This is a genomic window from Streptomyces xantholiticus, assembly GCF_014651015.1.
Taxonomy (GTDB): Bacteria; Actinomycetota; Actinomycetes; order Streptomycetales; family Streptomycetaceae; genus Streptomyces; species Streptomyces xantholiticus.
In genome coordinates, this window is the sequence record NZ_BMWB01000017.1 from 115,768 (window position 1) to 141,207 (window position 25,440).

Annotated in this window: 17 protein-coding genes; 2 read left to right on the forward strand and 15 right to left on the reverse strand. The window is 70.0% G+C overall.

Translation table 11 applies throughout. The features are described 5' to 3' along the window. Positions 1–277: 277 nt before the first annotated feature. From IE198_RS23295 to IE198_RS23365, 15 genes are all read right to left on the reverse strand, one after another. Positions 278–2,902, reverse strand: a complete 2,625-nt coding sequence (locus tag IE198_RS23295) for a polynucleotide kinase-phosphatase (RefSeq protein ID WP_189889698.1) — start codon at positions 2,900–2,902, stop codon at positions 278–280. Continuing rightward, positions 2,899–4,359 (reverse strand): 3' terminal RNA ribose 2'-O-methyltransferase Hen1, encoded by a 1,461-nt coding sequence (locus IE198_RS23300; protein ID WP_189889700.1) that lies wholly within the window; start codon positions 4,357–4,359, stop codon positions 2,899–2,901. The genes IE198_RS23295 and IE198_RS23300 overlap by 4 nt, the downstream gene beginning before the upstream one ends. Before the next feature lie 42 nt (positions 4,360–4,401). Beyond that, positions 4,402–5,343, reverse strand: coding sequence for a homocysteine S-methyltransferase (mmuM, locus tag IE198_RS23305; RefSeq protein ID WP_189889702.1), 942 nt, complete (start codon positions 5,341–5,343; stop codon positions 4,402–4,404). Positions 5,344–5,359: 16 nt separating this feature from the next. Next, positions 5,360–6,283 carry an LLM class F420-dependent oxidoreductase gene (locus tag IE198_RS23310; RefSeq protein ID WP_189889704.1) on the reverse strand — a complete coding sequence of 308 codons (924 nt, stop codon included), beginning with the start codon at positions 6,281–6,283 and terminating at the stop codon, positions 5,360–5,362. Positions 6,284–6,367: 84 nt separating this feature from the next. Next, positions 6,368–6,853, reverse strand: a complete 486-nt coding sequence (locus IE198_RS23315) for a DUF6099 family protein (RefSeq protein ID WP_189889706.1) — start codon at positions 6,851–6,853, stop codon at positions 6,368–6,370. Positions 6,854–7,044: 191 nt separating this feature from the next. Further along, positions 7,045–7,422, reverse strand: coding sequence for a nucleotide pyrophosphohydrolase (locus IE198_RS23320; protein ID WP_373299945.1), 378 nt, complete (start codon positions 7,420–7,422; stop codon positions 7,045–7,047). Further along, complete coding sequence (locus tag IE198_RS23325; RefSeq protein ID WP_229834262.1) at positions 7,374–8,582, reverse strand: AAA family ATPase; 1,209 nt, start codon at positions 8,580–8,582, stop codon at positions 7,374–7,376. The genes IE198_RS23320 and IE198_RS23325 overlap by 49 nt, the downstream gene beginning before the upstream one ends. A 56-nt stretch (positions 8,583–8,638) precedes the next feature. Further along, on the reverse strand, positions 8,639–9,037 hold the full coding sequence (locus IE198_RS23330) for a cell division protein SepF (protein WP_189889710.1): 399 nt from the start codon (positions 9,035–9,037) through the stop codon (positions 8,639–8,641). Between the two features lie 83 nt (positions 9,038–9,120). After that, positions 9,121–14,508, reverse strand: coding sequence for a pullulanase-type alpha-1,6-glucosidase (gene pulA, locus IE198_RS23335; protein ID WP_189889712.1), 5,388 nt, complete (start codon positions 14,506–14,508; stop codon positions 9,121–9,123). Between the two features lie 86 nt (positions 14,509–14,594). Beyond that, entirely contained in the window at positions 14,595–16,295 is a 1,701-nt protein-coding gene (locus tag IE198_RS23340) for a carbohydrate-binding module family 20 domain-containing protein (RefSeq protein ID WP_189889714.1), read from the reverse strand. Positions 16,296–16,823: 528 nt separating this feature from the next. Continuing rightward, positions 16,824–17,882 (reverse strand): LacI family DNA-binding transcriptional regulator, encoded by a 1,059-nt coding sequence (locus IE198_RS23345; protein WP_189889716.1) that lies wholly within the window; start codon positions 17,880–17,882, stop codon positions 16,824–16,826. Beyond that, on the reverse strand, positions 17,870–19,558 hold the full coding sequence (locus tag IE198_RS23350; protein ID WP_189889718.1) for a glycoside hydrolase family 13 protein: 1,689 nt from the start codon (positions 19,556–19,558) through the stop codon (positions 17,870–17,872). Before IE198_RS23350 ends, IE198_RS23345 begins: the two co-directional genes overlap by 13 nt. Before the next feature lie 83 nt (positions 19,559–19,641). Next, a complete protein-coding gene (locus IE198_RS23355) occupies positions 19,642–20,511 on the reverse strand; it encodes a sugar ABC transporter permease (RefSeq protein ID WP_189889831.1) in 870 nt (289 codons plus the stop codon). Next, positions 20,505–21,512 (reverse strand): carbohydrate ABC transporter permease, encoded by a 1,008-nt coding sequence (locus IE198_RS23360; protein ID WP_100109721.1) that lies wholly within the window; start codon positions 21,510–21,512, stop codon positions 20,505–20,507. Before IE198_RS23360 ends, IE198_RS23355 begins: the two co-directional genes overlap by 7 nt. Before the next feature lie 21 nt (positions 21,513–21,533). Then, positions 21,534–22,808, reverse strand: coding sequence for an extracellular solute-binding protein (locus tag IE198_RS23365; RefSeq protein WP_189889720.1), 1,275 nt, complete (start codon positions 22,806–22,808; stop codon positions 21,534–21,536). 396 nt (positions 22,809–23,204) lie between these two features. On the opposite strand from IE198_RS23365, the gene IE198_RS23370 reads away from it, so the two are divergent. Next, positions 23,205–24,239: a LacI family DNA-binding transcriptional regulator gene (locus IE198_RS23370; protein WP_189889722.1), complete on the forward strand. Its 1,035-nt coding sequence runs from the start codon at positions 23,205–23,207 to the stop codon at positions 24,237–24,239. Positions 24,240–24,246: 7 nt separating this feature from the next. Further along, positions 24,247–25,167 (forward strand): carbohydrate kinase family protein, encoded by a 921-nt coding sequence (locus IE198_RS23375; RefSeq protein WP_189889724.1) that lies wholly within the window; start codon positions 24,247–24,249, stop codon positions 25,165–25,167. The last annotated feature ends 273 nt before the right edge of the window (positions 25,168–25,440 follow it).

Here is a 25,440-nt window from a genome sequence, read left to right on the forward strand (position 1 = left end):
TCCTTAGCCGGCGTAACCTGCCGCGCAGCGTCCTCAGGAGGCACTCGGTGCCACAGAGTTCACCTGTCGTCACACTGCGTCGGGGCAATGACGCTAGGGGCGGGTCACCGGTCGGTCAACCTGACCTGAAAGGGGCTCGGGAGCACAGGGGGCGCACTCTGGCGACGTACGGGCGCATGGCCTGCCGCCGTGCCTCAGGGACGAGCGCCCGCTGCGACGCCACGGCAGCACTCGACGACGGGTCCGCGTACCGGGCCGCAGGAGCGGCCCGGTACGGTCACAGCCGGGGGTCGACCGGTTCCGACTCGAGAGCGAGCACGGCGAACACGGCTTCGTGGACGCGCCACAGGGGCTCGCCGTCGGCCAGCCGGTCCAGCGCCTCGAGCCCGAGGGCGTACTCCCTCAGCGCGAGGGAGCGCTTGTGGTTCAGGAACCTGTTCCTGAGCCGGTCCAGGTTCTGCGGCCGGGTGTACTCGGGACCGTAGATGATGCGCAGGTACTCGCGGCCGCGGACCTTGATGCCCGGCTGCACGAGCCGGCCCTTCCCGTCCCGTGCGAGAGCCTGCAGAGGCTTGACGACCATGCCCTCGCCGCCCCGCGCGGTCATCTCCAGCCACCAGTCGACACCGGCCCGCACCGATGCCTCGTCCGCCGTGTCGACGATCAGCCGCCTGGTGACCTGGAGCAGGCCGGAGGGGTCGTGCTCCACCAGCTTGTCCAGCCACGCCAGTTGCTCGTCGTGGGGCACCGCGGCGAGCGACCGGCCCTGGACCGCGAGGATCTGGAAGGGCGCGAGCCGCACCCCGTCGAGCCCGTCGGTGCTCCAGCAGTAGCGCCGGTAGGCGTCCGTGAAAGCGGCCGCGTCGGCGGTCCGCTCGTGCTGCCGGTCGAGCAGGCCCTCCACGGCGACGCCCCGTGCGACGGCCGCCTCCAGTGCCGCGCCGGCCTTCGGCAGCACGGCACCGGATGCCGCGCCGACGGCGGCGTACTGCGAGCGCAGCAGTCCGGAGGCCTTGAGGGACCAGGGCATCAGTTCGGCATCGAGCAGCAGCCAGTCCGTGCCGAGTTCGTCCCACAGGCCTGCGGCGGTGACGGCCGTGCGCAGGCGTTCCAGGATCTCCTCGGTGATCGCGGGGTCGTCGAAGAAGGGCCGCCCGGTACGGGTGTGCAGCGCACCCGTCGGGCCTCCCGCACGGCCTTCGGCGTGGGAGGTACCCCCGCCAACGCCGAACCTCGCATGCGCCGCCGCTGCGTCGCGGCAGACCAGGGCGACCGCGCGCGAGCCCATGTGCTTCTCCTCGCACACGACCCTGGCGACGCCGTCGGCGCGGTACTGGGCGAAGGCCTCCGCCGGATGCTCCAGAAAGGACCCGTCGGCGGCCTTGCCGGAGCCGTCCTCACGGGAGGTGGCCACGGGTGCCATCGTCGGCGGCAGGTAGGCCAGCAGCCGCGGGTCGACCGCGAAGCGGCTCATGACCTCGAGCGCGGCTGCCGCGTTCTCCTCGCGCACACCGATGCGGGACATGTGCCGCGTCTCCACGACACGCCGTCCCTGTACGTCGGCGAGGTCCAGCGGCCGGCCCTCGCGGCCGCCCGGTGCCTCCGTGACCAGCGGCCTGACCGGCTCGTACCAGACCTTCTCGGCCGGTACGTCGACGAGTTCGCGCTCCGGCCAGCGCAGCGCGGTCATCTTCCCGCCGAACACGGCACCGGTGTCCAGGCAGATCGTGTTGTTGATCCACGAGGTGTCGGGGACGGGGGTGTGGCCGTAGACCACGGCGGCGCGGCCACGGTAGTCCTCCGCCCACGGGTAGCGGACGGGCAGGCCGAACTCGTCGGTCTCCCCGGTGGTCTCCCCGTACAGCGCGTGCGAGCGGACCCGGCCGGAGGTGCGGCCGTGGTACTTCTCGGGCAGACCGGCGTGGCAGACGACCAGCTTGCCCTCGTCGAGGACGTAGTGGCTGACGAGTTTGTCGATGAACTCCCGTACCTGCTCGCGGAAGGCCGGGTCCCTGGCGTCTTCCTTCTCCAGCTGTTCTATCGTCTCTGCGAGGCCGTGGGTGTGCTGGACGTTCCGTCCCTTGAGCCAGCGGCCCAGCTTGTTCTCGTGGTTGCCGGGCACGCACAGGGCGTTGCCCGCCGCGACCATGCCCATCACGCGCCGCAGCACGCCGGGGCTGTCCGGCCCTCGGTCGACGAGGTCTCCGACGAAGACTGCGGTACGGCCCTCGGGGTGGCCCCCGTCCTCGTAGCCCAGCTTGCCGAGCAGGGTCTCCAGCTCGGAGCTGCAGCCGTGGATGTCGCCGATGATGTCGAAGGGCCCAGTGAGGTGGCGCAGGTCGTTGTAGCGCCGCTCGAGGACGATCTCCGCGCTGTCGGCCTCCTCGACGCTGCGCAGAATGTGCACCTTGCGAAAGCCCTCGCGCTCCAGGCCACGCAGTGAGCGGCGCAGTTCACGACGGTGACGGGCGATGACATGGCGCGGCATGTCGGCGCGGTCGGCGCGGGTGGCGTTGCGCGCGGCGCAGACCTCCTCCGGGACGTCGAGCACGATCGCGATCGGCAGTACGTCGTGCTCCCGGGCGAGGCGCACCAGCTGCCGTCGGCTCTCCTGCTGCACATTGGTCGCGTCGACCACGGTGAGCCGCCCGGCCGCGAGCCGCTTGCCCACGATGTAGTGCAGGACGTCGAACGCGTCGCCGCTGGCGCTCTGGTCGTTCTCGTCGTCCGCGACGAGTCCGCGGCAGAAGTCGGAGGAGACCACCTCGGTCGGCTTGAAGTGCCTGCGGGCAAAGGTGGACTTGCCGGAGCCGGTGGCGCCGACGAGGACGACCAGGGACAGGTCGGTCACGGGAAGCCGGCGGCCCGGGGTGGTGACCACGGCCTCTTCGGTACTGGTCATGCGGCCTTCGCCTCCTTCGAGGTCATCTCGAACACTGCCATCTGGGTGGGCGGCCCGACCTCGGGGTCATCGGGCCCCACGGGAACGAACCGCACGGTGTAGCCGTGGCGCTCGGCGACGCCTTCGGCCCAGCGGCCGAACTCCTCGCGGGTCCACTCGAAGCGGTGGTCACCGTGTCGGACATGCCCTGCGGGCAGGGTCTCCCAGCGGACGTTGTACTCGACGTTCGGAGTGGTCACGAGCACGGTGTGGGGGCGGGCGGAGCCGAACACCGCGTACTCCAGCGCCGGCAACCGGGGCAGGTCGAGGTGCTCGATCACCTCGCTGAGCACGGCGGCGTCGTAGCCGGTGAGCCGCTTGTCGGTGTACGTGAGGGATCCCTGCATCAGCTTCACCCGTGCGGCCTGGCGCTCCCCGAGGCGGTCCAGCTTCAGTCGCCGCGCGGCGATCGTCAGAGCCCTCACGGACACGTCGACGCCGACGATCTCGGTGAACCGGACGTCCTTCAGCAGTGCCTGCACCAACTGGCCCTGGCCGCAGCCGAGGTCGAGCACGCGGCTCGCCCCCGCGTCGCGCAGGGCCGTCAGAACGGCGTCCCTGCGCTGCTCGGCGAGCGGGACGGGGCGCTCCTCGGTGTCGCTCGTCTCGTCAACGGCGTTGTCCACGTCCTCGACCTGGAGGTCGTCCGCCTCGGCGAGGCGCACCAGTTCGAGGCGTTCCATGGCCTGGCGGGTCAGCCCCCAGCGGCGGGAGAGGTAGCGGCTGGTGATCAGCTTCTGTTCGGGGTGCTCGGCCAGCCAGCCCTCACCGGCCCGCAGCAGCTTGTCGACCTCGTCCGGGGCGACCCAGTAGTGCTTGGCGTCGTCGAGGACGGGCAGCAGGACATAGAGCTGGCGCAGCGCGTCGGCCAGCCGCAGCTCTCCTTCGAGCACCAGCTGTACGTACCGGGAGTCGCCCCATTCGGGGAACTGTGCGTCCAGCGGAACCGGTTCGACCGCCACGGAGCTCCAACCGAGCGGCCCGAAGAGCTTGCCGACCAGTTGCGCGCCGCCACGCGCGGGCAGCGCGGGCACCTCGATGCGCAGTGGCAGCAGGGCCTCGGCCCGCCCGGGCAGGGCGGCACACACTCCGCGCAGTGCGCTCTTGAACACCGTGCTCAGCGCGACGGCCAGCAGCGACGACGCCGCGTACGGGCGGTCGTTGACGTACTGCGCGAGCGCCGCGTCGGGGGCGCCGCCGCGGCCCTTGCCCTTGCCGCGCCGCACCAGCGCCACCGGATCCACCTCCAGCAGCAGCGCGGCAGTGCAACGCTCGGCGGACGCCTCGGGGTAGAAGACGTGTGCCGTGCCGTGCGAGGTGGAGAACGACTGCGCCTTGTCGGGATGCTTGTGCAGCAGAAAGCCCAGGTCGGTCGCGGGACGCTCAAGGGTGCCGGTGGTACTGATCGTCAGGAACACGCGTTTGAGTATCGTCTGCTCCGGCCCCACCGACCAGGGGTTTTACTCATTCCCGGCGGTCGGTTCCGTGCCCTCCTCCGACTCCGGTACCAGCAGCCGCACCAGCTCTCGGATCTCTGCCGGGCCGACCCTGCAGCAGCCGCCGACCAGGCGCGCCCCTGCCGCGCGCCACTCACGCACCTGGGCCGGGTCGTACGCGGAGCCGCCCCGCCATGCCCGGGCGGCGGCGTCCCACTGTTCGCCGCTGTTGGGGTAGACGACGGCCGGTTTGCCGGTGACCCGCGACGCGAGCGCCACCGCGGCGGCGGCTTCTCGTGGATCGCAGCAGTTGACGCCGACGGCGATCACCTCGTCACGGCCTGCGGCGAGCCGGAACGCCTCGGCCGCGTCCTGCCCGGCGCGTGTCCGGCCGCCGGCCAGGGTGTACGACAGCCACACCGGAACTCCGCATCCCTCGGCCGCACTCAGCAGCGCCGCCGCCTCGTCGGTGTCCGGCACCGTCTCCAGCGCGAGCACGTCCGGGCCGGCCGTGGCGAGCGCCTCGATCCGCGGCCGGTGGAAGCGCTCCAGTTCACGCACGCCCAGCCCGTACCGGCCGCGGTACTCGCTGCCGTCGGCGAGCATCGCGCCGTACGGCCCGACGGAGGCGGCGACCCACACCTCGTGGCCGGCCGCCGCCGCAGCGGCTTTCGCCAGCTCCACGCTGCGTCCGAGCAGTCCGGCGGTCTCCCTCCGGTCGAGGCCCTGTCGGGCGAAGCCCTCGAACGTGGCCTGGTAGCTCGAGGTGATGAGCACTTGCGCACCGGCCCGTACGTAGGCCGTGTGTGCTGCCGCGATCTGCCGCGGGTCGTCGGCGAGCAGCCGGGCGGACCAGAGGCTGCCGCTCAGATCGCAGCCCTGCGCCTGCAACTGGTTGGACAGACCGCCGTCGAGGACGACGGGCGCGGCGGCGAGTGCCGCGGCGAGCGTACGGACGGGTTCCACGGCAGCTCCCTGCGGATCAGCTCAGCTGCGAGCTGACCTGGGACGAGATCAGCTCCAAGTGGTCGAGATCGTCGAGGTCGAGCACCTGCAGATAGATCCGCGAGGAGCCGGTCGCCGCATAGCGCCCGATCTTCTCGACGACCTCCGCGGGCGAGCCCGCCAGTCCGTTCGCCTTCAGTTCCGCCACCTCGCGGCCGATCGCCGCGGCGCGGCGTGCCACCTCCGCGTCGTCCTTGCCGACGCACACCACCAGCGCGTTCGAGTAGATCATGTCGTCCGCGGCGCGGCCGGCCTTCTCGGCGACGGCACGCACCCGACCGAACTGGCGCTCGCTGTCCTCGATCGAGGCGAAGGGGAGGTTGAACTCGTCCGCGTACTGCGCGGCCAGGCGCGGTGTGCGGACGGCTCCGTGGCCGCCGATCAGCACCGGGACCTTGGTCTGGGCAGGCTTCGGAAGGGCGGGCGAATCGGTCAACTGATAGTGCGTGCCCTCGTAGGAGAAGGTCTTGCCCACCTCCGTCGCCCACAGCCCGGTGACGATCGCCAGCTGCTCCTCGAGCCGCGCGAACCTCTCCTTGGGGAACGGGATGCCGTACGCCTTGTGCTCCTCCTCGAACCAGCCTGCGCCCAGGCCCAGTTCCACCCGGCCACCCGACATCTGGTCGACCTGGGCGACCTGGATCGCCAGTACGCCCGGCAGACGGAAGGTGCCCGCGGTCATCAGTGTGCCGAGGCGGATGCGCTTGGTCTCACGCGCCAGTCCGGCGAGGGTGATCCAGGCGTCGGTCGGCCCGGGCAGCCCGTCGGCGGAGCCCATGCTCAGATAGTGGTCGGAGCGGAAGAAGGCGTCGAAGCCGAGGTCCTCGGTGGCCTTGGCGACGGCAAGCAGGGTGTCGTAGCTCGCCCCTTGCTGGGGCTCGGTGAAGATTCGAAGATCCATGATTCCATCCTGCACCTTGGGCCGCCGGCCCGTGCCGACCGGCCGAAGCCGGTCCCCCGCCGTCAGCGGCACACCCCGGCTCCATCAGGGTCCGGCGCGGCCGCGGACGGCTTCGGGCGGCCGGTCCGGCTCGCGCTCCGCGAGCCGGCGCAGCATTCCCCGCACCCGGTCGCTCGACTCGTCGGCCGCGTCTATCGTCTCGATGCACTGCCAGTACAGACCCTCGTCGTCCGTACCGCAGGCGACGCCCACCAGCGCGATGCCGACGTCCCCGAGCAGCACGTTCAGAGCGAGTAACACCGCCTCCGGTTGGGCCACTTCGGTCAGCTGCGTGGCCCGCACCACGCCGCTGCGCACCATCGGGTGGTCGAGCACCCCGCACCCGCGGCCACCGATCTCGCTCAACCCCGCGGCCTCGCCCCTGATCTCCGGCGGACCGATGATCGCCAGCCGGGCGCCGATCGCCTGCGCGAGTGCCTGCGCCTGCCAGGCTTCCGCCACGATGTCCGGCACTGCGCGGCTCTGGGCAAGCGCATGTCGGCACACCTTCACGAGCCGTTCCGCATCCATGTAACGCGCCCCCGTTCGTACGACCTTCTACCCACTGAGTTCATTACCCAGAGTGAAGCTCCTTGAGCCGAAAAGCCAGAGGAATTCGGAAATCTGTGGACAGCCAGGCGGTTGTGAATAAGTCGGCAACTCCATAGAGTGACGATGGCCTGTAGCGCACCCGGGGGAAGGCGGCCGTCGGTCCCCCGTTCTCACTTCGGAGGAAATCGGATCTCGTTCCGGTCGATCTTCTCCGACAGTGCCTGCAGCGCGTCGATCCCCAGCACTTCGCAGAACTGCAGCAGATACGCCAGCACATCGGCGACCTCGTCACGCACCCGGTGCGCCGCCTCCGCTGCGTCCATCACCCGCGCCGACTCCTCCGGCGTCAACCACTGGAAGATCTCGACCAGTTCTGCCGCCTCCACACTCAGCGCCACGGCCAGGTTCTTCGGCGTGTGGTACGGCTCCCAGCCCCTCGCCGCAGCGAAGGAGGCCAGCCGGCGTTGCAGGCCCTCGACATCCAGCCCGTCGTCTCTCGTCACCGGACCAGGTCTACCACCGTCACGCCGTCGATCCCCCGCGCCCACGTCGCATCGTTGATCGTCCCCACCAGCCTGATGTGCCCGCGGGCGCACATCTCGGCACCGAGTGTCACCAGTTGCCGTGTCTGCTCGGGGTCGAGACTGCGGTCGAAGCCGTCGGCGAGCACCGTGAGCGACTGGTAGGCCTCCGGCACCTCCGCCACCTGGTCCATGGCCAGCACACCGGGCCCGGTGAGCAGCACCAGGGCGAGCCCCAGATACCTGAGTTCCCCCTCGCCGAGCCGCCCCACCGGTGTCGCCCCGCGGTCACCACCGCGCGCGAGCAGGGCGCGGACCCGCCCGTTCGCCAACTCCTCGACCACCAGGTCGTGCACGGCTCCCGCGCACCCCGTCCTGGCCGCCGCGGCGAGCCTCGCGTGCCGCTTGGCACATTCGCTGCGCGTGCGGTGCAGTACCTCCGCCAGGTTGTCGCAGCCGCGGCGCAATCGCCCCGGCCCGGCCGGCACTGGCTCGCGCATCCGCTCCGGCCGCGGGTCGCAGGCGAAGACCGACCGCAGTGCCACCACCAGTTGCTCGGCCGCGGCGAGCACCTGCAACTGCGCGTCCGTGCTGCCGGCGACCCGCAGCGGCAGCAGCGCCGTGCCCAGCCTGTCGTCGGGCAGCGGACCACGGGTGACGGTCGCCGAGCCCGCGGTGTGCCAGGCGGCCTCCACCACGGACCGGGAGGGGTCGCGCAACGCTGTGGTCAGCAGTGTGCGGCCGCCTCCGGTCAGACGTTCGCCGACCACCCGCAGCCGCGGCTCGGCCTGCACGGCGACGTCCAGCCGGACCGGGCCGGCCGGCCCGTCGACCGTGCAGCCGATACGGAAGCCCCGCCGCCCCTGTCCGTCGGCCACCGCCCCCTCGGGAACGCATTCGGCCGGTTCGGGAAAAGCCGTGGTCAGGTCGCATCCAGAGCCCAGCAGCGCCAGGGCCTCGTACGCCTGCAGCGCGTTCGACTTGCCGCTGCCACTCGCGCCGGCGAGAAGCGTCATGCGGCCGAGCGGGAAGACGGCGGAGCGATGCGATCTGAATGCGGAGAGCCGCAGTTCGGTGACGGCGGGCCGGGTGGGGCCGCACCCGACGGAGGATGCGTCCCCGGGCAGGGTGCCGCTCTCCCGTGCGGGCGACGTGTCCGGATCCGTGACCAGCGTGTTCGCGTTCATGATCGGGACGGTACGCAGCGCGGGACACGCCGAACCGTTCCGTCTTCGGGAGCTTCCTACGAATGAGGGACGGCGGCGGCCGCGATCCCTTCGACCTCCGTGCCGACGGGTGCGAGCAGGAAGACGTTCCGGTCGACCCGGTGCATTCCGCAGCCGAGGCCGAACACGACGCCGCTGCTGAAGTCGAGGATCCGCTTGGCGACCTCTGTGTCGGCGCCGGTGAGGTCGAGCAGGACCGGCATCCCGGCGATGAGGTACTCGGCGACCTCACGCGCGTCGGCGAAGACCTGTACCCGCAGGACGATGAAGCGACGGTGCTCGGCGGCCTCGTACTCCCGTGGAACCGTGACGTGGTCGACCCGCGACGGCCATTCGTTGCGGCCGCGCAGCGGAACCACCTGGGCCAGGCCCTCCCACTGCTCGTCGGTGACGTCGTACCTCTCGTACCTACTCATGGTTCCATCCTCGCTCCCCTCACCCGTTCGGCCCAACAGCGACACGGGTGAGGGGACGGGAACCTCTTTTGACGAGGCGGTGCTCAGCCGCGCCCGAACACGGCGACCGTACGGGCCGGGACCGTGAAGGTGCCAGAACTCCTCTCGTACCCGGATGACTTGACGATCGGGTCCGCGCCGGCGCGCTGGACGGGGTGGAGCGCGTAACCCTGGCCGGCCAGTTTCTCGACCCGCTGGGTCTGCTGCTTCGGGGTGGCGTTGAACACGACGACAAGATCACCGAGCCGCATGGTGATCACACCGGGGGTCTCGTCCTTGCCCGACAGCGGGAACGACAGCGCCGACTGGACCTGGTCCGCTGTGGAGAGGCCGAAGGCAGGCTCGCCGGTGCGGATCCTCAGCAGGTCCCGGTAGGCGGCGGACGAACCGTCGATCTCCGCGCAGCCCACGGTCAGTGACGGGGCGGTGAGCAGCGGCTTCGCGAAGCCCCACTTGGCCTTGTTGTCGGCCTCCGGCGGGAGTCCGCGGCCGAAGCCGTTGCCGTCCCGGCAGTCCCACTGGATCGCGTTGAACCAGTCACCGCTGTCGTACGAGTTGCGGTCCAGGGACTTGGAGCGCAGCAGGTCCGATCCCGCCTGGGAGAGCGCCGGCCCCTGCGACAGGGCGGACAGGGCCATCGCCAGCACCTGCATACGGGCCCGGTCGGCCGGAGAGGTGGCGGCCGGGAGCTTGAAGGCGAGTGCGTCGTACAGCGACTCGTTGTCGTGGGCGTCCGAGTAGGCGAGGGCGTCACCGGGGGCGGCGGCGTAGCCGGCCGGTGAGCCGTTGTAGTCGACCTCGGAGCCCTTGACGGTGCGGCCGCCGGTGTCGGTGAAGGAATAGGAGGCGAGGTTGCCGGACAGGCCCACCTTGATCAGGTCCTGGTAGTGCAGCAGCCGTGCCTTCTGCTCCTCGGGAGTCCCGTTGGCCTTGGAGGGGTTGGGGTCCGTGTAGAGGCCGGAGGCGAAGCCCTGGACGCCCGGGTCGTCGTCGAAGGGCCCGCCGCCGCGGACGGCGTCGCGCGCCCGGTCGGAGAAGGTGGCGATGCCGGTGCCGGCCATGTTCTTCTGGGTGGCCTGGACGAAGCGGGCGTCGTCGGCGATCTCGCCGAAGTTCCAGCCCTCCCCGTAGAGGATGATCTTCTTTCCGTCCACGCCGTCCCGCTCGAGCGTCAGCTCGTCGAGTGCGGCGCGCACCGCCAGGATGTTCTCCTTCGGGTGGTGGCCCATCAGGTCGAAGCGGAAGCCGTCGACCTTGTAGTCACGCGCCCAGGTCACGATCGAGTCGACGACGAGCTTGCCCATCATCGCGTTCTCCGGCGCTGTGTTGGCACAGCAGGTGGAGGTCGCGACGCTGCCGTCGGCGAGCAGCCGCTGGTAGTAGCCGGGCACGATCTTGTCGAGCACGGACCTGTCCGACTGGCCGGCGGCCACGGTGTGGTTGTAGACCACGTCCATGACGGTGCGCAGCCCGTCCTCGTTCAGGGCCTCGACCATCTGCCGGAACTCGACCGTGCGCCGGGTGCCGTCCGGGTCGGTGGAGTACGAACCCTCGGGGACGGTGTAGTGCAGCGGGTCGTAGCCCCAGTTGAACGCGTCCTTCGCCGCGGCCTTGGCGATGCACGCCTGCTGCTCGGCGGAGTCGGGCGCGAGGACCTTCAGGTCGCACTCCGGCTGCTGCTGCTCGGACTTCTTCTCGGGGATGGTGCCGATGTCGAAGGCGGGCAGCAGATGCACGTACGAGGTGCCGGCCTCGGCCAGGTCACGCAGGTGCTTCGAGCCCTTGCTGTCCTGGTCGGTGAAGGCGAGGTAGGTGCCCTTGTGGTCGGCCGTGGCGTCCGCGATCGAGAAGTCGCGGATGTGCAGCTCCTGGATCCGGGCGTCCTTCAGCGGCACGGCTGCGGGCTTCTTCAGCGTCGACCAGCCCTTGGGCGCGAGGGACTTGTCGGACAGGTCGACGACGATGCTCTTCTGCGAGTTCGCCGTCAGCGCCAGCGAGTACGGGTCGGTGACCTTGTTGGTGACCACCTTCTGAACGCTGGGCGCCCAGACCTTGACGTGGTAACGGTACTCGTCGCCCTTCCAGTTCTTCCGCCCCTTGACCGACCACACGCCGCTCGCGTCGTCGCGGCGCATGGCGACGGTCCTGCCGTCGATTTCGAGCAGGACGTGCTGGGCGGTCGGCGCCCAGAGCCGCAGCGTCGGCACGCCCTCGCGGTCGAAGGTGGCACCGAGGTCGGCCTTGGCGGCCTTCGCCGCGTACAGGTCGTCGAGGACCGGGGCGATCTGCACACCGGTGGCGGTCAGCGCAGCCCCGCCTGCCGCGTACTGCGCCGCCACGACCTGACCGCGCAGCGCCTCGCGCACCCTGTCCCGGTCACGCGGGTCGACGGACCAGGCCGCGTACGCCTTCAGATGCGGGAACCTCGCCTTCTGCGCATCGGTCAGCTCGGCCTTGTTCAGCCGCAGAACCCGGCGCTCCCCGGTCAGGGCGCCGTCCTCGACGGCGATGGAGCCGTCGCGCGAGTAGAGCAGGGCACTGGAGGCGGCGGCGTCGCTGCCGTTCCAGGCGACGGTGTGCTCGTCGATCCAGACGGCCTGCGCCTTGGTCACGTCCAGTGCCGCACCGCCGCCCTTGGCCTGCGGCAGCAGGTACTTCTCCTGGCCGGCGAGGAGCCACACCTCGTGGCCATTGGCCTTGAGGTCGAGCGACTGGTCGGACGGCAGGTCCTTCTCGTCGCCCTTGTGCAGGATGTAGCTGAGCGAGGTCGCGCCTGCCGCGAGCGGCACCTCGAAGACCGCGCCGTAGGCATCGGTGCGCACCGGCTCCAGCGGCTTCGACCAGTCGGTCGGGTTCGCGGCGCCGGTCCAGGTGTGCAGGCCCCAGCCGGCGTGGTCCCCGTCGGCGCGCTTGTAGTGGAGCACGGCCTTCGTGGTGTCCTGGGGCGGGTACGCCCCCTCGGGCGCGGTGTTCCGCACCTCCGGCTTGCCCTGCTCGATCCAGACCTCGCCGGTCTTCGACAGGTCGATCGTGCGGTCGGCGTCGGTGTCCTTCACGCCGTCCTTGTTCACGGCGATGAAGCCGACGGAGGACGCACCGGGCCTGAGCTTGACGTAGGCGAAGGCGCCGTAGGCATCGCGGCCGGTGAACGGCTTGCCGGCGGGCCAGCCGGTCCCCTCGCCCTCGGCGATGTCGCCCCAGGTGTAGAGGCCCCAGTCGGCGTAGTCCCCGTCGGTGCGCTTGTAGTGGACGATCGCGTAGTCGCGCTGGGTGGCGGTCGGCGGCGCCTCCACGGCGGGCGCGCCGCTGGTCGTCTCCGCGGTCGCACTCGCGGTGCGGCCCGCGCTGTCGACGACGACGGCCTTGTAGCGCAGGGCGGTTCCGGCCGGGGCGGTGATGTGCTGGGTGACCTTGAAGGGGGCGTGGTCGGCGGAGCCGAGGACCTGCCAGCTGCCGTTGCCGGTCTGGGCGGCGAACACGACGCGGTTCAGCTGCCCGCCGTCGACGTCCGCGGAGATCTCGACGGTACCGGTGGCACCGGTCGCGGGCGCCTTCAGCGTGATCGACGGCTTTGCGGCGGGCGCAGCGAGCGGCTTCGCCGCCTTCAGCACCAGGGAGCCCAGCGCCGGGACCGTCACCTCGACCTTCTTGTCGGCGCCGCTGCGAGCGGTGCCGGAACCACCGTGGACCGCTGTGAAGTCCATACCCGCCGAGCCGGTGGGGATCTCCGCCTTCTTCGCCTCGTTCGCGTTGTTCACGGCGACGACGTACTCGGTCCGCGTGTTCGCGTCCGTACGGGAGAAGGCGTACACCGAGCCCTCGGCGTACCGCTGTTCCTGGACGCCGTCGCGCAGCGCCGGGTGTTCCGCGGTGAGCTCGGACAGCGCGGCGATCTGCCGGTAGAGCGGGTGCGAGGTGTCGTAGGCGTCGGCCGCGTGGGTGCGGTCGGTGCCCAGTTGGTCGTCGTCCAGGTAGTCCGCGGTCTTCGAGGCGAACAGCGTCTGGCGGGAGTCCTTGTCGCCGCCGGCGCCGGTGAAGCCCTGCTCGTCGCCGTAGTAGACGACGGGGTTGCCGCGGCTGAGGAACATCAGCTCGTTGGCGAGCCGGTAGCGCTTCAGCAGTTCGTCGCCGGCCGCCTTGGGGTTGTCCTGGGCGAGGAACGTGCCGAAGCGGCCCATGTCGTGGTTGCCGAGGAAGGGAACCGACTCGTAGGCGTTGGCCCTGCCGGTGGTGTAGCGGTAGTCCTGCGCGAAGAGGTTCGCGAGCTTGTCGGCGGAGCCGCCCTGGGAGGCGTAGTTGCGGGCCGCGTCCTGGAAGGGGAAGTCCAGTGTGGCGTCGAGGCGGCCCTCGGTCACGTACTTCGAGGTGATCGCAGGGTCGGCCGAGTAGACCTCGCCGAACATGAAGAAGTCGTCCCGGCCGCGCTTTGCCGCGTACTCGTCCAGCGCGGTGGCCCACTGGGTCCAGAACTCGGTGTTGACGTGCTTGACGGTGTCGATGCGGAAGCCGTCGATGCCGAAGTCGCGCACCCAGCGCCGGTAGATCTTCGCCATGCCCTCGACGACCTCGGGACGCTCCGTCCACAGGTCGTCCAGGCCCACGAAGTCGCCGTTCTCCGAGGATTCGCCGGCGAAGGTCGAGTCACCGCGGTTGTGGTACATCGTCGGGTCGTTGAGCCAGGACGGGACCTTGAGGTCCCTCTTGCCCTCGGGGACGACGGGCGTCCGGGGGAAGGAGTCCGCGTCGACCCCGGGGAAGCGCTTCGAACCGTCCGCGTAGTCGCTGTCGTCGAACGGCGCGCCGTCCTTCGTCAGATACGGGAAGGCGCCCTTGGAGAGATAGCCGTACGACTTCTCCCGGTAGTCCACGACGTCGGCGGTGTGGTTGGTGATGACGTCGAAGAAGACCTTCATGCCCTTGTCGTGGGCCTTGTCGATCAGCTTCTCGAGGTCCTCGTTGGTACCGAAGTGCGGGTCGACCTGTGTGAAGTCGGTGATCCAGTAGCCGTGGTAGCCGGCGCTGGCGTCCTTGCCCTCCCCCTGCACGGGCTGGTTCTTGAAGATCGGCGCCATCCAGATGGCCGTGGTGCCGAGCCCCTTGATGTAGTCCAGCTTCCCGGTGATCCCCTTGAGGTCGCCGCCCTGGTAGAAGCCCTTGTCGGTGGGGTCGTAGCCGGTCGCGAGGCGCGAACCGGTCAGTCCGCCCCGGTCGTTCTTCGGGTCGCCGTTCGCGAAACGGTCCGGCAGGACGAAGTAGAACTGCTCACGGGTCAGGTCGTGACGGGCGGGCTCGTCGGCCAGTGATCTGTCCGACGGCGGCTTCGGCGGCGTGGGCGCCGCTGCCGCCGGAAGGGCGGCCACGAGCGCCGCGACCGTCGCCGTCGCCGCGGCGGCGGCCACTGCGTTGCGCAGTGGGATACGAGGGCGTATCAAGGCGGATCTCTCCTGGTGAGGGTGGTGAGTGATGCGAGGGCCCCGCCGCCCGGGGAGGGGCGCGGGGCGGCGCGGGAGGGGCAGCGTCAGCTGCGCCAGGTGTCGTTCAGCGTCACCCTGCCGGACGACGGGACGGTGGCGGTGCGGTTGGCGCCGCTCTCCCAGGTGACGTTTCCGGCCGCGTCCTTGCGGATGTACTTGTACTCGAAGGACGTGCCGGCGGGGAGGTTCACGTCGAGCTTCCAGACGGGGTAGCCCGACGGGTCCAGCTTGGGGGCACCGGCCGGGCTCCAGTTGCCGAGCTCGGGGCGGTTGCCGGTGACGAAGATGTTCTGCCCCATGACCGTGGTGGCCTCGACGGCGAAGGACGCGCCGGCGCTCACCGGATCGGGGTCGCTGCCGCCGCCGCTGCAGGCACGGGCGTTCACGTGCAGCGCGAGGGCCGTGTTCGGGCCGAGGGTCGCGGTGAACCGGCCGGAGCCGTCCACGGCGACGGCCTTCCCGCTCTGGACGTCGCAGTAGGTGCCGGACGGCAGCGACGTCTGGAACGTGCGGTTCAGCGACGTGCCTTCGTGGTTGATGACCACGTACGCCTTGTCGCCGCGTCCGAAGGCGATCTGGTCGCCGCCGTTGTCCCACCAGTTCGTGACCGCGGTGCCTCGTGCCGTGTTGCGGAAGCCGACCATCGAGGAGATCTCGCGCCAGGCGTGCTGGCACTTCCAGCCGTCGCTGTAGCAGGCGTTCACCTGGCCGCCGATCGGCGGGCCTGCGTCGTGGTCGGAGAACTCGTAGCCGGAGTGGACGTCGGGCGAGCCGTAGGGCCAGGCGAGCATGAAGACGTGCGCCAGGGTGTGGTCGGCGCCGTCCTTGTAGGTGAGGGTGTCGCCCACACGCTCGGTGTCGTGGTTGGTGACGAAGACGGCGGACCTGCCGGACTCCAGGAAGCCCCAGCCCTCACCGAAGTTCTTCAGGTGGGCGAGGTTCTCGCCGGTGAACACCTGCTTGAGGCCGCGTCCGTAGCGGAACTCCTGGACATCGCCGCTGCCGAGGTACTCGCTCGGGGAGACTGCCTCGCCCGCTCCGTATATGGCCTCGTGCTTCCAGTGGACGTTCGGGTTGCTGAGTTTGGACTTGATGGCGGCCAGGTCGTCGGCCGGCATGTGCTTGGAGGCGTCGACGCGGAAGCCGTCGACGCCGAGCGACAGCAGGTCGTTCAGATATCCGGCGATCTTCCCCCGGACGTACTCCTCGCCGGTGTCGAGGTCCGCGAGCCCGACGAGCTCGCAGTTCTGCACGTTCCCGCGGTCCTGGTAGTTGCTGATGTGCGAGGTGCAGTTGTCCATGTCGGGCGAGGAGTACAGACCGGGGTAGTCGTACTTGGTGTACGAGGACCCGCCGGTGCCGGTGCCGGATCCGGCCGACATGTGGTTGATGACGGAGTCCGCGACGACCTTGACCCCGGCAGAGTGACAGGTGTTCACCATGTTCTGGAAGGCGGCCCGGTCACCGAGCCGGCCGGCGATCCTGTAGCTGACGGGCTGGTACGAGGTCCACCACTGGCCGCCCTGGATGTGCTCCTGGGGAGGGGAGACCTGTACGAAGCCGTAGCCGGCGGGGCCGAGGGTCTCCGTGCACGCCTTGGCGACGGAGTCGAACTTCCACTCGAACATCACCGCGGTGACGTCCTTGTCGCCGGGCGGGGCGGCCTGGGCGGCGGTGGGGGCCGTGACGGCGAGGGCGGCTCCTGCCACAACGGCGAGTGCCGCGGCCACGGTTCTGCTGGCCATGATTCCTCCTGGGCTCACAGAAGGTGCGGATGCGAGGGGTCAGCCTCGTGCGGCAACGCGCCGTGCCCGCAAGGCCTTTGGGAAATCTTGCTGCAAGAAGTCTGAAACTTGTTGCGGACGAGACCGTAAGCCCCGCTCGGCCGCCGGTCAACCCTCCGAGCAGACTCCGACGACCGGCTCGAGAACGGGCCGTTTCGTGGCCGCAAACTCTTTCGCAAGCCATTGCAACGGTGTTACGTTCAACCACGACTCCGGTCCGGCCGGCCGGGGGTCCCGGTCAGCGCCGGGCCCTACGCGCCCGGCCGGCCGGGCCGGTCACCCGCCGGCCCGGACCCGGACCGGCGCGCCCGGGGCCGACGAAAGAACCCCGCCGCCCGCCCCGACCCGGGGCAGGCCCCGGCCCGCGCCACCACGCCGTCGAACGCGCCGCGGGGGCCGCTGGTTGCGGCCCCCGTGGCCGTACGGGGCCCAGGCCGCAAACCCGGCCGACGGCGGACCCGGGCCTTTGCGCGTGTGTCCAACGGTGTTTCAGCGCCGCGGCGCACCCGTCGAACCGCGCACCACGAGCTCCGGCTGGAAGACGAACTCCGTCCGATGCACCGGGTTTCCGTCGATCTCCTCGACCAGTGCGTCCACCGCCGCCGTCGCCATCGCCTGCACCGGCTGCCGCACCGTCGTGAGCGGCGGGTCCGTGAACGCGATGAGGGGCGAGTCGTCGAAACCGACCACCGACACGTCGCCGGGCACCTCGAGTCCGCGTGCGCGCACCGCCCTGACCGCGCCCAGCGCCATCAGGTCGCTGCCGCAGACGATCCCCGTGCACCCCTGGTCGAGCAGCAGACCGGCGGCGGCCTGGCCTCCCTCGACGGAGAACAGGGTGCGCTGGATCAGCCCCTGCGCCTCGTCCGCCGGCAGCCCCAGCATCGACTCGAGCGCCTGGGTGAAGCCCTCCGCCTTGCGCAGGGAGGGCACATAGCGGGTCGGCCCGATGGCCAGACCGATGCGTTCGTGTCCGAGTTCGACGAGGTGCCGCACGGCCATGCGCGCCGCGGACCGGTCGTCGGGAGAGACGAACGGCGCCTCGACGGCCTCGTTGTAGCCGTTGATGAGGACGAACGGGATGCCCCGGCCCGCCAGTTTGAGATAGCGGGACGGGTCCGCGCTCGTGTCGGCGTGCAGCCCGGAGAGGAACACGATGCCCGTGACACCGCGTTCCTCCAACTGCTCGACCAGCTCGTCCTCGGTGGAACCGCCCGGCATCTGGGTGCACAGCACGGGCGTGTAGCCGTGCCCGGCCAGCACCTGCTCGATGACCTGGGCGAACGCCGGGAAGATCGGGTTGGTCAGCTCCGGGATGATCAGGCCGACGAGCCCGGCGCTGCGCTGCCGCAGCCGCACCGGCCGCTCGTAGCCGAGCACGTCGAGGGCGGCCAGCACCTTGTGCCGGGTGGCGGCGGCGACTCCGGCCTTGCCGTTGAGCACCCGGCTGACCGTGGCTTCGCTGACCCTGGCCTGGAGGGCGAGGTCCGCGAGCCTCGGGGCGCCGCCCGTGTCGCCCCGAGGCAACGGAACCGTCACACCGCCCACCAGACGGTGGTGTCGGCGGGCACCTCTGCCATGTCGTCCACGATCATCACCGTGTCGTTGGCGAGCAGGGTCCGGCCGGGCACCGGGATTCGGACCGTCTCGCCGGTGGTGTTGGCGGTGCACAGGAAACCGTCGCGGCGGAACGCCAGCACGCCCTCGGGAGCGTCCACCCACTCGACCGCGTCACCGGCGCCGAGCCCGGGGTGCTCACGGCGGACGGCGAGAGCACTGCGGTAGAGCTCGAGTGTCGAACCCGGGTCGCCGGTCTGCGCGTCGACGCTCAGCGCGCCCCAGCTGTCCGGCTGCGGCAGCCAGCTGCCGCCGCTGCCGAAGCCGTACGAGGAGCCCTCGGCGGTCCACGGGATCGGCACCCGGCAGCCGTCGCGGAAGCCGTCCTGGCCCGCGGCGCGGAAGAACGACGGGTCCTGGCGCACCTCGTCCGGCAGGTCGGTGACGTCGGGCAGACCGAGCTCCTCGCCCTGGTAGATGTAGGCGGACCCGGGCAGCGCCAGCATCAGCAGGGTCGCGGCACGGGCGCGGCGCAGGCCGAGTTCGCGGTCGCCGGCCTGGCGCAGCTGGGTTCCGAGCCCGGCCGGGTTGGCGAAGCGGGTGGCGTGCCGGGTCACATCGTGGTTGGACAGCACCCAGGTGGTGGGTGCGCCGACGGGCCGCATCGCGGCGAGCGATTCGTCGATGACCTTGCGCAGTTCCGCGGCGTCCCAGTAGGTGCCGAGGTACTGGAAGTTGAAGGCCTGGTGCATCTCGTCGGGGCGCACGTAGTTGGCGGTGCGCTGGACGGTGGGGGTCCATGCCTCGGCGACGAGGACGCGGTCGTCGCCGTACTCGGCGAGGACCTTGCGCCACGAGCGGTAGACCTCGTGGACGCCGTCCTGGTCGAAGAACGGCATGACGTCGTTTCCGAGCAGCTTCAGCTGGTCGTGCTTGCCGAGGTCCGGCAGGCCCTGCGCCTTGATCAGACCGTGGGCGACGTCGACGCGGAAACCGTCGACGCCCATGTCCAGCCAGAAACGCAGGATGGAGCGGAACTCGTCGCGGACGGCGGGGTGCTCCCAGTTGAAGTCCGGTTGTTCCGGCGCGAACAGGTGGAGGTACCACTCTCCCCCGGCCTCCGGCTGGGAGGTGCCCCCATTGCCGTCCGTCACCTCGACCCGGGTCCAGGCCGGGCCACCGAAGATGGACTCCCAGTCGTTGGGCGGCAGTTCGCCGTTCACGCCCTTCCCGGGGCGGAAGTGGTAGCGCTCCCTCAGCGGCGAGCCGGGGCCCTCGCGCAGTGCCCGCTGGAACCACTCGTGCTGGTCGGAGGAGTGGTTGGGGACCAGGTCGACGATGATGCGCAGGCCCAGGTCGTGCGCCTCGCGGATCACCGCGTCGGCGTCGAGCAGGCTGCCGAACATGGGGTCGATGGCGCGGTAGTCGGCGACGTCGTAGCCCGCGTCGGCCTGCGGAGACGCGTAGAAGGGGCTGAGCCAGACGGCGTCGACGCCGAGGTCCCGGAGGTACGGCAGCCGGTTGCGGATGCCTTCGAGGTCGCCCATGCCGTCGCCGTTGCCGTCGGCGAAGCTGCGCGGGTAGACCTGGTAGATCACCGCGTCACGCCACCAGCCCGTGTCCGTGCCGGAAGCGGGAGCGGCGGGGGCAGCAAGGTGCTGGGTCATGTCATCCCTGAAGGTCATGGGGTGGGGTGCGGCGCCGGCCCGGGGTCGGGGCACGGACCGGCGACGCCGCTTCATACGGTGGTTCAGCCCTTGACGGCACCGGCTGACATACCGGTCACCAGATGCCGCTGGGCGAAGAGGAACACGAGGCCGGCGGGGATGGCGATGAGCACGGAGGCCGCGGTCATCAACCCCCACTGGGCTCCGTACTGGTTGACGAACTTCTGCAGGCCGCCGGCGAGCGTCAGGTTCTCGTCACCGACCAGGAACGCGGAGGCGTACGCGACCTCGCCCCAGGCGGTGATGAAGGAGTAGAACGCGGTCACCGCGATGCCGGGTTTGGCGAGCGGCAGGATCAGCCGCCAGAACGTCCCGAACGGGGTGAGGCCGTCGACCTGCCCGGACTCGTCTATCTCGGCCGGGATGGTGTCGAAGAAGCCCTTCATCATCCAGGCGCAGAACGGTACGGCGATCGTCAGATAGGTGATGACCAGGCCGGTGGCGCTGTTGAGGAGCCCCAGGGTCGCCATGATGTTGTAGATCGGCACGATCAGCACCGCGACCGGGAACATCTGGGTGATCAGCAGGGTCCACATCAGCCCGCGCTTGCCGGGGAACCGGAAGCGGCTCACGGCGTACCCGGTGGTGGCGGCGATGAAGACACCGATGACGGTGGTGAGAGCCGCGACGATCAGCGAGTTCGCGAACCAGGCGAGGAACTCGGTGTCCTCCAGCAGCTGCCGGTAGTTGGCGAGCGTCGTCTCCTTGACGAAGTCCGCGGTGTTCGCGTACTTGGCCGGCTTCAGCGAGGTCAGCAGGACCCACAGCACAGGGAAGACGGCGATCACGGACGTGACGATCAGGGTGGCGTGCAGCCCGAAGGAGGCGAGCGGCGAACGCTCGCCGCGTCGGCGGATCTTGGCCCGGGGCGTGGTTGCTGCGGTGGTCACCAGGCTTCTCCCTGCTTGCGGAGGACTCGCCGGTAGACCGCGGCGAAGAGCATCAACAGGACCAGGATCAGGACGCCCCAGGTGGACGACTGGGCGAAGTCCCGCGGGCTGATCTCGAAGGAGAACTTGTACGCCTGAGTCACCAGGATCTGCGTCGCCTCGCCGGGACCGCCCCGTGTGAGGAGGAAGATCACCGGGAACATGTTGAACGTCCAGATGGTGCTGAGCAGGATCACCGTCGTGCTGACGGAACGGAGCCCGGGCATGGTGATGTTGCGGAACCGCTGCCAGGCCGTGGCGCCGTCCATCTCGGCGGCCTCGTAGAGCTCACCGGGAATGGACTGCAGTCCGCCGAGCAGGGCGACCATCATGAACGGCACACCGAGCCAGACGTTCACCGCGATCACCGAGAGCTTGGCCATCGTCGGGTCGTTCAGCCACGGGACCGCGTCGATCCCGCCGCCGGCGAGGACCGTGTTCAGCAGTCCGCGGCGCTCGTCGTAGAGGAAGCGCCAGGCGAAGACGGAGACGAAACCGGGAACGGCCCAGGGCAGGATCAGCAGCATCCGGTAGAAGGAGCGGCCGGCGATCCTCCGGTTGAGCATGTTGGCCAGGCCGAGACCGAGGGTGAAGGTGATGGAGACGCAGGCCACGGTCCACACCAGCGTCCACCCGAGCGTCCCGAGGAACTGGTCGCCGGTCAGGGCGTCGGTGTAGTTGTCGAGGCCCACGAACTCGTAGGTCGCGGGGATCTCGTTGACGCCGATGGTGCGCGCGACGTTGCGCTCCGTGGCGTTCGTCAGGGACAGGTAGATCCCGCGGACGAGCGGGTATCCGATGATCACGCCGATCACGACCACGACCGGAGCGACCATCGCCCAGGCGTACCAGTGGATCGAGACGGAACGCTTGAGCTTTCCCTCGGGCTTGCCAGTACCGCGGCTCCGGCCGCGGGCGTCGTCGCCCGCGGCCTGCGCCACCGACTGGCTGGTGTCCACAGCCATCAGCCGGTCAATCCTCCTTGGTTACTTCCAGTCCTTGAGGAGCTTGCGGTACTCCTCGCCGACGGCCTCGACGCCCTTCTCCGGGGTGGTCTGGCCGGTGAGGACCTTGGTGTACTCGGTGACGAGCGGGGCGAAGAGGCTGCCGGTCTCGGGGATCCAGGGGCGCTCGACGGCCTTGTCGACGACCGGGCGGAAGAAGTTGACGTTCTCATTGCCGGCGACGCCCGGCTGCGAGTAGACCGAGTTGCGGGTCGGAAGCAGGCTGAGGTCCTTGGCGATCTTGGCCTGGTTCTCCGCGTTGGTCATGTACTCAATGAAGGCGTAGGAGGCGTCCAGGTTCTTGGAGCCCGCGTACACGGCGAGGTTGTGACCGCCCTGCGGGGCGCCCTGGCCGGCCGTTCCGGCCGGGACGGGGGCGATGCCGAGGTTGGACTTGTCGGTGAACTGTCCACCGGTGTAGGTGTCGGTCACGGCCCACGGGCCGTTGATCATCATGGCGACCTTGCCTTCCTTGAAGGCGGCCTGCATGTTGTCCCAGCCGTTGGTGGCGTCGGTGATCGCGGCCTTGGAGTCGACCAGGTCCTTGACGACCTTCATCGCCTTGACGCCCGCCTCGTCGTCGACCGTGACGGTCTTCTTCTCGGCGTCGACCAGGTCGCCGCCCTCACCGTAGAGGAAGGAGAGGAACCAGTAGGCGTCGTCGCCGCGGAGGTAAAGGCCGGTCTTGCCGGTCTTCTCCTTGATGGTGGCGGAGACCGTCTTCAGCTCGTCGATGGTCTTGGGGACCTCGACACCGGCATCCTTGAACATCTTCTTGTTGTAGAAGATGCCCATGGAGTCGATGACCTGCGGCACCGCGTAGGTCTTGTCGTTGTAGACGGTGGACGCGGCCGCCTGCTTGAGGAAGTCGTCCTCGTCCTTGAGGGCAGCGGTGCCGTCGAGCGGCGCGAGGTAGCCGAGATCGGCGAACTCGGGGGTCCAGGCGACCTCGGAGCGGATGACGTCGGGGGCGCCGGAGCCGGACTGCGCGGCGTTCTTGAACTTGTTCTGCGCCTCGCCGAACGGCACATTGACGTACTTGACGGTGACCTTCGGGTGCAGCTTGGTGAAGTCCTCGGCGATCTTCTTGAAGACCTTGTCCTCACTGCCGACCGTGGAGGTGTCCCACCAGGTGACCGTGCCGCTGAGCTCGCCGGAACTGCTCTTGCCGCCCTTGTCGCCGTCGTCCCCACCGCACGCCGTCGCCGACACGGCCAGTGCCGCGACCAGTGCAGTGGCCGCTATGCCACGCCGCATGTGAACTCCTTCAACTGATCCCGGAAGGGCGGAGGCGAAGACCTGCCTCCCGCCGTCCGCTCCCTCGCGGTGCCGGGTTGCCAGGAACGTAACAGGGCCGAAAACCTTCGGAAAGACCTTGCGGCAAATTTCTGCAAGGACGGGTGATCGTTACATCCGCGTGTCCTGAGAGTTGCCGAAGGATCGCTTGACAGCCGTGCGCGCATTCCGGACCCGGCCCAGGGTGCGCCCCTTCCAACGCCGCCCGCAAGCGCTCCGCAAGCCTTTGCAGGGATGTGACACGCCTCATGCCATCCGGCGGGCCGCCGGGGCCGCCGGCGGCGACATGACGCTATGAACCTGCCGATTCCCGCCCCTGGTGGGCAATCCGAGGTGCGCCCGGTACAGTCCACTCCCATGACCGCGCGGCTCGCCGACATCGCAGCCCAGGCGGGGGTCAGTGAAGCCACAGTCAGCCGCGTGCTCAACGGCAAGCCCGGCGTGGCCGCGGCCACCCGCGAATCCGTCCTTGCCGCGCTCGACGTGCTCGGCTACGAACGGCCGGTCCGACTGCGGCAGCGCAGCGCCGGCCTGGTGGGACTGATCACCCCGGAGCTGGACAACCCGATCTTCCCCGCCCTCGCCCAGGTCATCGGCCAGGCGCTGACGCGGCAGGGCTACACCCCGGTGCTCGCCACCCAGACCCCCGGCGGGTCGACCGAGGACGAGCTCACCGAGATGCTGGTGGACCGCGGCGTCTCCGGGATCATCTTCGTCTCCGGCCTGCACGCCGACACCACCGCCGCGACTGACCGCTATGACCAACTGCGCGCCAAGGGCGTGCCGTACGTCCTGGTCAACGGCTTCTCGCCCAAGATCCAGGCCCCCTTCGTCTCCCCCGACGACCGGGCCGCGATGCAGCTCGCCGTGACCCACCTCGCCTCCCTCGGCCACACCCGGATCGGCCTCGCGCTCGGCCCGCGCCGGTTCGTGCCGGTGCTGCGCAAGATCGAGGGCTTCCAGCTCGCCATGGAGGAACGGCTCGGGCTGTCCCAGGAGGAGTCGCAGGAGCTGATCCAGCACTCCCTCTACACCCTGGAGGGCGGCCAGGCGGCGGCCGCCGCACTGATCGCCAAGGGGTGCACCGCGATCGCCTGCGCGAGCGACATGATGGCGCTCGGCGCCATCCGCGCGGCCCGCCAACAGGGGATGCACGTGCCCCGGGACATCTCGGTGGTCGGCTTCGACGACTCCCCTCTCATAGCGTTCACCGATCCCCCGCTGACCACCATCCGCCAGCCCGTACAGGCGATGGGCCAGGCCTCAGTACGAGCGCTGCTGGAGGAAATAGGGGGCACACCCGCCCCGCACAGCGAGTTCGTGTTCATGCCGGAACTGGTGGTACGGGGCTCGACCGCGTCCGCCGGCAAGCGGGCGACGGCCCGGGATTGAGGCAGAGTTGAGCGACGGACCCTATGACGTCCTCGTCGTCGGCGGCTCCGGCGTGGACACGATCGTCCGGGTCGACGCGCTCGAAGTGCCGCCGGGCGACTCGCTGTTCGTGCCGCCGGTGCGCGACTACGTGGGTCACACCGGCAACGGGGTGGCGCTGGGCTGGCACGCCCTGGGCCTCGCCACCAAGTTCATCGACTTCCTCGGCGAGGACGTCCAGGGCCGGACGGTGCTCGCCGCGTACGCGGAGCAGGGCCTGGACTTCAGTCATGTGGTCTCCCCGCACGGCACGCCGCGCGGTATCAATCTGGTCGACCCCCAGGGCCGCCGCTTCTCCTTCTACGACGGACGCCACCCGGCGAACCTGCGGCTGCCCAGGCCGTTCTATCTGCCCTTCCTGGAGCGCGCCCGGCACGTCCACCTCTCGATCGTCGGCCACAACCGCGACATGTACGACGACGTCCACCGGCTCGGCATCACCAGCTCGACCGATCTGCACGACTGGGACGGCCGCAATCCGCACCACCGCGACTACGCGCTCGCGTCCGACTACGTCTTCCTGAGCGCCGCCGCCCTCGGCGACCGCCGCGACGAGGTCATGCACCGCATCGTCGACGACGGACGGGCCCGGCTCGTCGTGGCGACCGCCGGCGCCGAGGGCTGCCATCTGCTGGTGCGCGGCGAGGAGAAGGCACGCCACTTCCCCGCCGTACCCCCGGAGCGCCCCGTCGTGGACAGCAACGGCGCCGGCGACGCGTTCGTCACCGCGTTCCTGCACTCGCTGTTCGAGGGCCGGGACGTGGACGAGTGCGTACTCGCCGGGGCGGTGGCGGGGGCCTTCGCCTGCGGGTCGGCGGGCACCCACACCGAGTTCATCGGCCTGACGGAGCTGCGCGCCGCGTGCGCGAGGGCGGCTCACGACGGGTGACATGCGCCGGGGCCCGCACGGCGCCCCACGCGCCTTGCAGGCCCCGGCTCCCCTGCGTGTCAGCTCTTGACCGCGCCCGAGGTGATGCCGTCGACGATGTGCTTGCCGAGAACGGCGAAAACCACGAGCAGCGGGACGGTCGCGATGAACGCGCCGGTAAGCACTATCGCATGATTGACGGTGTGGTTGCCGGAACCTGGGCCGACGACTGCCACCTACAGGGTCGGGGATCCGTCCGGACTGACGGACTGACGGACTGACGACCGACTGTCA

Coding starts and splice junctions, on each gene's coding strand:
- IE198_RS23350 (WP_189889718.1), bottom strand. CDS start 19,558: ATGACCCAGCACCTTGCTGCCCCCGCCGCTCCCGCTTCCGGCACGGAC.
- IE198_RS23365 (WP_189889720.1), bottom strand. CDS start 22,808: ATGCGGCGTGGCATAGCGGCCACTGCACTGGTCGCGGCACTGGCCGTG.
- IE198_RS23370 (WP_189889722.1), top strand. CDS start 23,205: ATGACCGCGCGGCTCGCCGACATCGCAGCCCAGGCGGGGGTCAGTGAA.
- IE198_RS23295 (WP_189889698.1), bottom strand. CDS start 2,902: ATGACCAGTACCGAAGAGGCCGTGGTCACCACCCCGGGCCGCCGGCTT.
- IE198_RS23315 (WP_189889706.1), bottom strand. CDS start 6,853: ATGGATGCGGAACGGCTCGTGAAGGTGTGCCGACATGCGCTTGCCCAG.
- IE198_RS23360 (WP_100109721.1), bottom strand. CDS start 21,512: ATGGCTGTGGACACCAGCCAGTCGGTGGCGCAGGCCGCGGGCGACGAC.
- IE198_RS23325 (WP_229834262.1), bottom strand. CDS start 8,582: ATGAACGCGAACACGCTGGTCACGGATCCGGACACGTCGCCCGCACGG.
- IE198_RS23340 (WP_189889714.1), bottom strand. CDS start 16,295: ATGGCCAGCAGAACCGTGGCCGCGGCACTCGCCGTTGTGGCAGGAGCC.
- IE198_RS23310 (WP_189889704.1), bottom strand. CDS start 6,283: ATGGATCTTCGAATCTTCACCGAGCCCCAGCAAGGGGCGAGCTACGAC.
- IE198_RS23330 (WP_189889710.1), bottom strand. CDS start 9,037: ATGAGTAGGTACGAGAGGTACGACGTCACCGACGAGCAGTGGGAGGGC.